At 47.1% G+C, this 10,175-nt stretch carries 7 protein-coding genes; 2 read left to right on the forward strand and 5 right to left on the reverse strand.

From position 1 onward, the window contains the following. Positions 1–148: 148 nt before the first annotated feature. The 5 genes from yfaE to ubiG all read right to left on the reverse strand — a co-directional run bounded on the left by yfaE (position 149) and on the right by ubiG (position 5,914). A complete protein-coding gene (yfaE, locus tag L976_RS21940; RefSeq protein WP_047540017.1) occupies positions 149–568 on the reverse strand; it encodes a class I ribonucleotide reductase maintenance protein YfaE in 420 nt (139 codons plus the stop codon). Between the two features lie 33 nt (positions 569–601). Continuing rightward, the gene (nrdB, locus tag L976_RS21945) at positions 602–1,732 is read right to left on the reverse strand and encodes a class Ia ribonucleoside-diphosphate reductase subunit beta (RefSeq protein WP_037418877.1); all 1,131 of its coding nucleotides are present in this window, start codon (positions 1,730–1,732) and stop codon (positions 602–604) included. A gap of 61 nt (positions 1,733–1,793) precedes the next feature. Then, entirely contained in the window at positions 1,794–4,082 is a 2,289-nt protein-coding gene (nrdA, locus tag L976_RS21950) for a class 1a ribonucleoside-diphosphate reductase subunit alpha (RefSeq protein ID WP_047540019.1), read from the reverse strand. A gap of 445 nt (positions 4,083–4,527) precedes the next feature. Continuing rightward, a complete protein-coding gene (locus L976_RS21955; RefSeq protein WP_047540021.1) occupies positions 4,528–5,202 on the reverse strand; it encodes an HAD family hydrolase in 675 nt (224 codons plus the stop codon). A 1-nt stretch (position 5,203) separates the two neighbouring features. Beyond that, positions 5,204–5,914 (reverse strand): bifunctional 2-polyprenyl-6-hydroxyphenol methylase/3-demethylubiquinol 3-O-methyltransferase UbiG, encoded by a 711-nt coding sequence (ubiG, locus tag L976_RS21960; RefSeq protein WP_047540023.1) that lies wholly within the window; start codon positions 5,912–5,914, stop codon positions 5,204–5,206. Between the two features lie 384 nt (positions 5,915–6,298). Here ubiG and gyrA point away from each other — a divergent pair, with 384 nt between their 5' ends. Together gyrA and serC are read left to right on the forward strand one after the other, a co-directional pair. Continuing rightward, positions 6,299–9,055, forward strand: coding sequence for a DNA gyrase subunit A (gyrA, locus tag L976_RS21965; protein WP_047540902.1), 2,757 nt, complete (start codon positions 6,299–6,301; stop codon positions 9,053–9,055). A 105-nt stretch (positions 9,056–9,160) separates the two neighbouring features. After that, positions 9,161–10,175 (forward strand): 3-phosphoserine/phosphohydroxythreonine transaminase (serC, locus tag L976_RS21970; protein ID WP_047540904.1); only part of this gene is annotated, 1,015 nt, incomplete at its 3' end.

Genomic DNA, 10,175 nt, shown 5'->3' on the forward strand with positions numbered 1-10,175 from the left:
GGAAAGCAATAACATAATGATCTTTTGGCAAGCTAACAAGGGTGAGCGATAAAGCGTTTGGGAAGCTGTAAAGATGTTGTTTTTTGCTAATCAGTAGGTGTTATGCAGGAGGATGTTTGTCAATAACAACCAATAGTAGACGACTCTGCTAGTCTTCGATCACTTCTTGCTGTGGCACGGCTTTTAGGTTGGCGGTTTTACGTGTAGATGTAGACTGAGCGCGGGTGTTGCAAGAATAGGTCACCACGGCAGCGCCTTCGGGCGATAAGTCGAGTTCTAAATCTTCGCTGGGTATACAGCAGCAGGGCAGACATTCGTCGGCATTGAGATCGGCTAGAGGCTCGGTTAAATAGCTGACACGACCACTAAGCACTTTTGTTTTACAAGCACCACAAAAGCCACTACGACATTCAGAGAAAATTCTGACTTTTTTGGCCTCAAGAGCTTGCAGTAAAGAGCCGTGCTGCGGGGTAAATAGCAGCACAGGTTGCCCTTGCAGGCGCACAATGGGCGCCTTGGCAAAGGGATTATTCAATGGATGGCTCTTTAGCTGGTTCGACTTAGTCATTTCGTAATCTAGTCATTTCACAATCAAAAGTGATTAGAGATCGAAATCAAGAAATTCATCACTGTCGACGGCTGCATCAATTTGGCCGACCAGATAGGATGACACTTCCACTTCTTGTGGGGCCACTTGCACTGCGTCACTCTCTAGCCAGTTTTTCATCCATGGCAGTGGGTTAGTTTGTTCTGCGTAAGGTAGCGGCAGGTTAACTGACTTCATCCGTTGGTTGGTAATGTACTCAACATATTGGCAGAGGATCTGCTCGTTTAGACCGATCATTGAGCCGTCTTTGAACAGGTATTTTGCCCATTCTTTTTCTTGTTCGGCGGCTTTTAGGAACAGGTTATAGGCTTCCTGTTGGCATTCTGCGGCAATCTCGGCCATCTCAGGATCGTCTTTGCCGCCCTGCATAATGGTTAAGATATGCTGGGTGCTGTTTAAGTGCAGCGCCTCGTCACGGGCGATAAGACGAATAATTTTCGCGTTACCTTCCATAAGCTTACGCTCAGCGAAGGCAAATGAGCAGGCAAAGCTCACGTAGAAGCGAATGGCTTCGAGCGCGTTAACTGACATCATGCACAGGTACAGTGCTTTTTTCAGGGTGCGGGTATTTACCTCTAAAGGCTCACCATCAATCACATGGGTGCCTTCACCGAGTAAATGATATGTCTGGGTTAATTTGATGAGGTGATCGTAGAACTCTGCAATGTCTGTGGCACGGCGCAGGATCTCATGGTTCACCACGATATCGTCAAAAATCACTGAAGGATCGTTGACGATATTGCGAATAATGTGAGTGTATGAGCGCGAATGAATGGTCTCGGAGAATGACCAGGTTTCAATCCAGGTTTCTAACTCAGGCAGTGACACCAATGGCAAAAAAGCTACGTTAGGCGAGCGACCTTGAATTGAATCGAGCAGTGTTTGGTATTTCAGGTTCGAAATAAAAATATGCTTTTCATGATCGGGTAGTGAGTTGTAGTCGATTTTATCGCGGCTCACATCGACTTCCTCTGGGCGCCAGAAGAAAGACAGCTGCTTTTCAATTAATTTTTCAAACACTTCATATTTTTGTTGGTCATAACGTGCGACGTTTACCGATTGTCCGAAAAACATGGGTTCACGGGTGGCATCGTTGGGTGTTTGGCAAAAAGTAGAGTAGGTCATGGTACGAGTATTCCAATAAGTCGGGATCCCATTGGGATCCCGCAACCGTTAACATTGAAGATTAGATTTTGCAAGCGCCGCCAGCACAGCCGTCATCTTCTTTCTCTATGTTGGTAATGTCATCGTGTTGATCCGATGCACCATCGCGAGTGTTATGGTAGTACAGCGTTTTTACACCTAACTTGTAGGCATTGAGTAAGTCTTTTAGCAGGGTCTGCATTGGGACTTTACGGCCCTCAAAACGCGCTGGATCATAGTTTGTGTTGGCCGAAATCGCTTGGTCAACGAACTTTTGCATGATACCCACAAGTTGTAAGTAACCTTCGTTGCTTGGCATTTGCCATAACAGCTCGTAGTTGTATTTCAGTTCATCAAAATCGGGTACCACTTGCTTTAACTGGCCATCTTTACTGGCTTTCACACTGATCAAGCCGCGTGGCGGTTCGATACCGTTGGTGGCGTTTGAGATCTGTGATGAAGTCTCAGACGGCATCAGTGCAGACAATGTCGAGTTACGTAAACCGTATTCTTTGATATCTTGACGTAGTGTTTCCCAGTCTAAATGCAATGGCTCACTGCAAATCTTATCTAGGTCACGTTTGTAGGTATCGATAGGTAAAATACCTTGAGCGTAAGTGGTCTCATTAAATAATGGGCACGCACCTTTTTCTTTCGCCAGATTCATTGACGCTTTGAGCAGATAAAACTGAATCGCTTCAAAGGTCTTGTGAGTCAGATTGTTCGCGCTACCATCGGAGTACTTCATACCATTCTTCGCTAAATAGTTAGCGAAGTTGATAACACCAATCCCTAAGGTACGACGGTTCATCGACGAAATTTGCGCCGCTTTGATTGGATAATCTTGGTAATCCAGCAGGTTATCTAAGGCTCGCACGGCTAAATCAGCTAATGGCTCCAGTTCCGCTAAATCGGTAATTGTCCCTAGGTTTAATGCCGACAGTGTACAAAGAGCGATTTCGCCGTTTGGATCGTCAATGTTATTCAATGGCTTAGTCGGCAGAGCGATTTCAAGGCAGAGGTTAGACTGTCTGATCGGTGCAACTTTTGAGTCAAATGGACTGTGGGTGTTACAGTGATCCACGTTTTGAATGTAGATACGGCCTGTAGAAGCACGCTCTTGCATCATCAGTGAGAATAATTCAACCGCTTTTAATGTCTTCTTGCGAATGCTGCTGTCTTGCTCATATTGCAGATATAAACGCTCAAATTCGGCTTGATCTTCAAAGAAGGCATCGTAAAGACCGGGTACGTCCGATGGGCTGAACAGGCTGATATTTTCGCCTTTGATCAGACGTTGATACATCAGTTTATTCAGTTGCACGCCGTAGTCTAAATGACGGATACGGTTATCTTCAACGCCACGGTTATTTTTCAGTACTAGCAGCGATTCAACTTCTAAGTGCCAAATAGGATAGAAGAGGGTAGCTGCACCGCCGCGCACGCCGCCTTGCGAGCACGATTTCACCGCAGTTTGGAAATACTTGTAGAAAGGTAAGCAACCCGTGTGGAAGGCTTCGCCACCACGGATTGGGCTTCCTAATGCACGGATACGACCGGCGTTGATACCGATACCAGCGCGTTGGCTCACGTATTTTACGATAGATGATGCTGTCGCGTTGATTGAATCCAAGCTATCGCCACATTCAATCAGTACGCATGAGCTAAACTGACGAGTCGGCGTACGCACTCCCGCCATGATAGGCGTTGGCAGTGAAATCTTAAAAGTCGATACCGCGTCGTAAAAATCTTTGACGTATTGCAGACGCGTAGCTTTTGGATAGCGGGCAAACAAACAGGCCGCCACCAGAATATAGAGGAACTGGGCGCTCTCATAAATCTCGTGGGTGACGCGGTTTTGAACCAGATATTTACCTTCAAGCTGTTTAACGGCTGCGTAAGAGAAGTTCATATCGCGCCAATGGTCGATATAAGTATCCATAATATCGAGTTCTTCGCGGGTGTAATCCTGCAGAATATGCATATCATACTTACCCAGCTCTACCAGCTTAGTGACATGGTCATATAACTTGGGCGGCTCGAACTGACCAAAAGCCTTCTTACGCAAATGGAATACGGCTAAACGCGCAGCCAGAAACTGATAATCTGGTGACTCAGGGGAAATTAAATCCGCCGCAGATTTGATGATCGTTTCGTGGATAGCTTCGGTTGGGATCCCATCGAAAAACTGTAAATGCGTGCGAAGTTCAACTTCAGAAACAGAAACGTTTTTTAATCCCTTGGCTGCCCAAGTAATTACGCGGTGTATTTTGTCGAGATCAATTGTCTCACGTGCACCACAGCGTTTTGTAACTGTCATATTGCTATTCATTGAAGAGAGGCCTTGGTTCTGATATCTGTTCAGGTGAACTAAGTCACCGTACGTTTCCTTGTAAAACAATCAACCTGAAAACCCTTAATACTGTTGACTATGGTGAAAATAGTCGATTTAGCGGGGAACTTCTAGTGTGTCTGATTGCTACCTATACACAAGATATGGTGTTTTAAATAATCTGAGATACAAGATAGTGAGGTTTGCTATTATTTGCAAGTCTCAATTTAGGGGGTATCTTGTGGATATCTTGAGGATAAAAAAATGCGTTAGTAATGACTAACCCTGTAGCTCAAATTGAGATTAGCGTGCGTCTGATATGGCGAATTTTTATTCCGATCCCGCAGTGTGATCGATCGCTAAAATAAGCAGCGATCACGATCGCGGGGATTGACCCATAGCGTTAATTCTATTAATAGCTATCAGCACGAATCCTGATTCGCGCTTATTTTGTTAACGCTTGGCTTAGTGCCGAATGTAAATTCGAAGGCGTCGTAAACTGTGCATAGGCAGGCCATGCATCGGGTGTATCGTCCTCGCCCAAATATCCCCACAGCGCTACACCGCCGAGCATGCCCGCCGCTTGGGCTGCGAGTAAATCCCGCTCGGCATCGCCTAAATAAAGGATGTGCTGTGGCTTGCACTGCAACTGCTGCGCGCCCAATAGCATAGGTGCGGTATGGGGCTTAGGGTAACGGGTCGAATCGCCGCTGATCATCACTGGCATACGCGAGCTGAGCTTAAGTTTATGTAACAGGGGACGAGTAAAGCGGGCAGGTTTATTGGTGATGACTCCAAATGGCACGCGGCATAACTCGAGCCAGTCAAGCAGTGGGGAAATACCTTCAAACAATTGGCAATGGTCGCCATTGATCCTTTGATAGTGGGCAAGGAGTCCTTGCTGGACTTGGGTGCGTAGCACCTCATCTGCGCCTGGAATGGCCGCATCGACTAAGGCAAAGCTGCCATGGGAGGCGGCGCTACGCATGTCTGCAAAGGGTTTTGCTGCAATACCGACATCAGACAAACTGAGGTTAAGGGCCTGAACCAGATCCGGCGCGGTATCGGCAAGGGTACCATCAAGGTCGAATAAGACCCCTTTAACCTCAGCTAAACCCATCTTAATCTGCCTTTTGCGTTGCAATCATATAGTTTACATCGACCTTAGATGTGTACTTAAAAATCCCTGTTAACGGGTTATAAGTGATCCCAAGGGCGTCTTTGCAGATGAGGTCGGTGTTATCGACTAACTCAATCAATTCGGAAGGTTTAATAAACTTATTATGATCATGAGTGCCAATCGGTAACATCTTCAGTAGATATTCAGCACCGATAATGGTTTCGACAAAGGATTTAACATTGCGATTAATTGTAGAGAAAAACACAAAACCACCGGGTTTTACCATATCGCAGCAGGCTTGGATCACTGATTGGGGATTGGGTACGTGTTCGAGCATCTCCATGCAGGTCACCACATCATAGTATTCGCGGTGATCTTCCCTATGAGCCTCGGCGGTGTTTTTCACGTAATGGATGCTCACACCGGTTTCCAGCGCATGCAAGCGTGCAACTTCTAACGGTTCTTCACCCATATCAAGACCATCAACCACTGCACCGATGCGCGCCATACTTTCGGATAAAATGCCACCGCCGCAACCGACGTCGAGCACTTTTTTACCAAAAATCCCGCCAGCAGTTTGATCGATATAGTTTAAGCGAAGGGGATTTAATAGATGCAGTGGTTTAAACTCGCCATTGAGATCCCACCAGGTTTCGGCCATACGTTCAAACTTTGCGATTTCCTGTGGGTCTACGTTGGTATTCTGTTGCATGCGATTACCTAAAGCGGCTGAATAGTGCGGCTATTATAACGACAATGGTGGATAAACACAGTATTGGCTGATTCTAAGTCTTTGTGGTTGAGTGAAATTTCAGCAATTATCATTAATTCTTAAACACTTTGTGAAGCGGAGCGGTTTTTCTGCTCGGATATTAATCAAGTCTTGGACTCAATTTCGCCATTAACAACCGATTTTATCGGGTTTAAAAGTGCAAATTGACAGTGTTTTCATCTATTAAGCCACATCCTTCTCAATTCGCGCAGGATAGGTCTGGCGACATTAAATAACTGTGTTAGAATGCCAAATCACGTTTTTGGGCCGCTCAATGATACGGATTATGCGTTGTCGGCTAATTTTCAGGGGAACGAGCAGTTTATGACTGATCTGGCATCATCTATTTCGCCAATTAATATCGAAGACGAACTAAAGAATTCGTACCTTGATTACGCCATGAGCGTCATCGTAGGACGTGCATTACCAGACGTGCGTGATGGCCTTAAGCCTGTACATCGCCGCGTGCTGTTTGCCATGAGTGAATTGAAGAACGATTGGAACAAGCCGTACAAAAAGTCTGCCCGTGTGGTCGGTGACGTGATCGGTAAATATCACCCCCATGGTGACTCGGCGGTATACGACACTATCGTGCGTATGGCTCAGCCTTTCTCACTGCGTTACACCTTAGTCGACGGTCAAGGAAACTTCGGTTCGGTTGACGGTGACTCTGCCGCGGCAATGCGTTATACCGAAATCCGGATGGATAAGTTAGCGCACCAGCTCCTTGCCGATCTTGAAAAAGAAACCGTTGACTATGTGCCAAACTACGACGGCACAGAACAAATTCCTGCGGTATTACCGACACGCGTACCTAACCTGTTGATTAACGGTTCATCGGGTATTGCGGTAGGTATGGCGACTAACATTCCGCCTCACAACTTGACCGAAGTCGTTAAGGGCTGTTTAGCGCTAATTGCCGATCCTGCGCTGTCTATCGAACAGTTGATGGAACATATTCCTGGCCCAGACTTCCCAACGGCGGCGATTATCAACGGCCGTAAAGGCATTATCGATGCATATAAGACGGGCCGCGGCCGTGCAGTAATGCGCGCACTGGCTGAAGTCGAAACCGAAGATAATGGCCGTGAACGCATTATCGTCACCGAAATTCCTTATCAGGTGAACAAGGCGAAACTCATCGAGAAAATCGCTGAGTTAGTGAAAGATAAGAAGATTGAAGGCATCAGCGGCCTGCGCGACGAGTCTGACAAAGACGGTATGCGTATCGTTATCGAAATCAAACGCGGCGAAGTGGGCGAAGTTGTCCTGAACAACCTCTATGCCCAGACACAAATGCAATGTTCTTTTGGTATCAACATGGTGGCATTGACCAATGGTCAGCCTAAGTTGTTTAACTTAAAAGAAATGCTTGAGTGCTTTATCCTGCACCGCCGTGAAGTGGTGACTCGCCGTACCGTATTCGAACTGCGTAAAGCGCGCGAACGCGCCCATATTCTTGAGGCATTAGCGGTCGCGCTTGCTAACATCGACCCGATTATTGCGCTGATCAAAGCGTCGCCAACCCCAGCAGACGCTAAAGTCAAACTGGTTGAGCAGGGCTGGGCACTGGGTCATGTGCAGGGCATGCTTGAAAAAGCGGGTGACGATGCGGCGCGTCCAGAATGGTTAGAGCCAGAATTCGGTATCCGTGATGGTTTATATTACCTGACTGAGCAACAGGCTCAGGCAATCCTTGAGCTGCGCTTACACCGTTTAACCGGTCTTGAGCACGATAAGATCATCGCCGAATACGAAGAACTGCTCGAGTTCATCGCGGGTCTGCTGTTTATTCTGCGCAGCCCTGAGCGTTTGATGGAAGTCATCAAAGAAGAGCTGGAAGAAATTCTTGCTGAATACGGTGATGCTCGCCGCACTGTCATCAACGCCAATGAAATTGATATGAGTCTTGAAGACTTAATCAACGAAGAAGACGTGGTTGTGACCCTGTCACACTTAGGTTACGCCAAGTACCAACCGCTGAGCGATTACCAAGCCCAGCGCCGTGGTGGTAAAGGTAAAGCCGCAACTAAAGTGAAAGACGAAGATTTCGTTGAAAAACTGCTGGTTGCGAATACCCACGACACGATTCTGTGCTTCTCAGATTTCGGTAAGATGTACTGGCTCAAGGTCTATCAATTACCGCTGGCGAGCCGTACATCGCGCGGTCGTCCGATTGTTAACCTGCTGCCGCTGGCCGATGGTGAGCGCATTACGGCGATTCTGCCGGTGCGTGAATACGCAGAAGATAAGTACATCATCATGGCGACCTCTAACGGTACCGTGAAGAAGACTGCGCTAACGGCCTACAGTAACCCACGTGCAAACGGCATTATTGCCGTTAACCTGAAAGACGGTGACCAACTGATCGGTGTCGATATCACCAATGGTGATGATGAGATCATGTTGTTCTCCAATGAAGGTAAAGTGGTTCGCTTTAAAGAAGGCGAAGAAGTGGCCGTACTCGATGAAAACGGCAACCCAGTGCTGGACGAAGAAGGCAACCCACAAATCAACTTCAAGGGCGTGCGTCCAATGGGTCGCGGCGCGACCGGTGTTCGCGGTATCAAGCTCGAAGAAGGTCAAAAAGTAGTGTCTCTCATCGTACCTAAGGGCGATGGCGCTATCTTAACCGTGACCGAAAACGGCTATGGTAAACGTACTGAACTGTCTGAATATCCATCGAAGAGCCGCGCGACCAAAGGTGTGGTATCGATCAAGGTGAGCGAGCGTAACGGTGCAGTGGTTGGCGCGGTACAAGTTGGCGGCAATGATGAAATTATGCTGATCAGCGACAAAGGTACCTTAGTCCGTACGCCTGCGAACGGTGTGTCTATCATCGGTCGTAACACTCAAGGTGTGACTATTATCCGTACCGCAAGTGACGAAAAAGTGGTTGGTCTGCAACGTATCGATGAGATCCAAGGCGACGAAGATGAAGTCGAGCTGGATGAAAACGGTATGCCAATCGTCCCAGTTGTCGCTGAAGGTGACTCTGTTCAAGAAGAGCCTTTAGAGGATGAACTGGAAGAAGAATTAGACGAAGACGAAGAGCTTGACGACGAGCAAGACGAAGACTAATTCGAGAGTATGAAAACGAGCGTCCAATTGGACGCTCGTTTTTTTCATGGCAACGTTTTATTTTATGAATTCTAATATCATGGTTTGTAAATAAGGAGAGTGGCAGTGAGCGCGATTTATAATTTCTGTGCAGGTCCTGCGATGTTACCCGCAGCGGTAATGAAAAAAGCACAACAGGAATTACTCGATTGGAATGGGCTAGGTGTCTCCGTGATGGAAGTCAGCCACAGAGGCAAGGAATTTATCGCGCTGACCAAGCAAGCTGAGGCGGATTTACGCGAGCTGATGCACATTCCACAAAACTATCATGTGCTGTTTATGCACGGCGGTGGTCGCGGTCAGTTCTCTGCCGTTGTGAATAATTTTTTAGGCAACCAAGGCCGAGCCCTGTATTTAGTCAGTGGTCAATGGTCTTCTGCAGCATTAGCCGAAGCAAAAAAGCTGGCGGGCGACGCACAAATTGACAGCCTTAACATTGTTGAAAAACATAATGGACTCAATGCGGTAGTATTGCCTGAACTGCATAAGATTGATGCTGATTACCGTTATGTGCACTACTGCCCAAATGAGACAGTTGATGGTATCGAAATTTTTGATGAGTTAGACAGTCCATGGCCGATTGTCGCCGATTTATCGTCAACCATTATGTCGCGTGAAATTGATGTCAGCCGTTATGGTTTAATCTATGCTGGTGCACAAAAGAACATTGGTCCTTCGGGCTTATCCATCGTGATCGTGCGTGATGATATGTTGAAACTGCCGAGTTTAACCCAATCATCGATCATGGATTACCGTTTAGCGGTAGAGCATGACTCTATGTTCAACACCCCTCCAACCTTTGCTTGGTACTTAGCGGCGGAAGTGTTTGCTTGGCTCAAATCCTTAGGTGGTGTAGCCAGTATCGCGAAAATCAATCAGCAAAAAGCGCAAATGCTGTATGCCTGTATCGACGCCAATCCTTTCTATAAAAATGGTGTGGTGGCTGCGAACCGCTCACAAATGAACGTGACCTTTCAACTGGCGGATGAGTCCCTCGATGGCGCCTTCTTAAAAGAGGCCGAAGCGGCGGGCTTAGTGGCTTTAAAAGGGCACCGAATCGTCGGTGGTATGCGTGCAAGCC

The organism is Shewanella sp. ZOR0012 (genome assembly GCF_000798835.1).
GTDB lineage: Bacteria > Pseudomonadota > Gammaproteobacteria > Enterobacterales > Shewanellaceae > Shewanella > Shewanella xiamenensis.

Bases quoted from the DNA above. Each gene is read 5' to 3' on its own strand.
- nrdB (WP_037418877.1), bottom strand. From the start codon at position 1,732: ATGACCTACTCTACTTTTTGCCAAACACCCAACGATGCCACCCGTGAA.
- nrdA (WP_047540019.1), bottom strand. From the start codon at position 4,082: ATGAATAGCAATATGACAGTTACAAAACGCTGTGGTGCACGTGAGACA.
- gyrA (WP_047540902.1), top strand. From the start codon at position 6,299: ATGACTGATCTGGCATCATCTATTTCGCCAATTAATATCGAAGACGAA.
- L976_RS21955 (WP_047540021.1), bottom strand. From the start codon at position 5,202: ATGGGTTTAGCTGAGGTTAAAGGGGTCTTATTCGACCTTGATGGTACC.
- ubiG (WP_047540023.1), bottom strand. From the start codon at position 5,914: ATGCAACAGAATACCAACGTAGACCCACAGGAAATCGCAAAGTTTGAA.
- yfaE (WP_047540017.1), bottom strand. From the start codon at position 568: ATGACTAAGTCGAACCAGCTAAAGAGCCATCCATTGAATAATCCCTTT.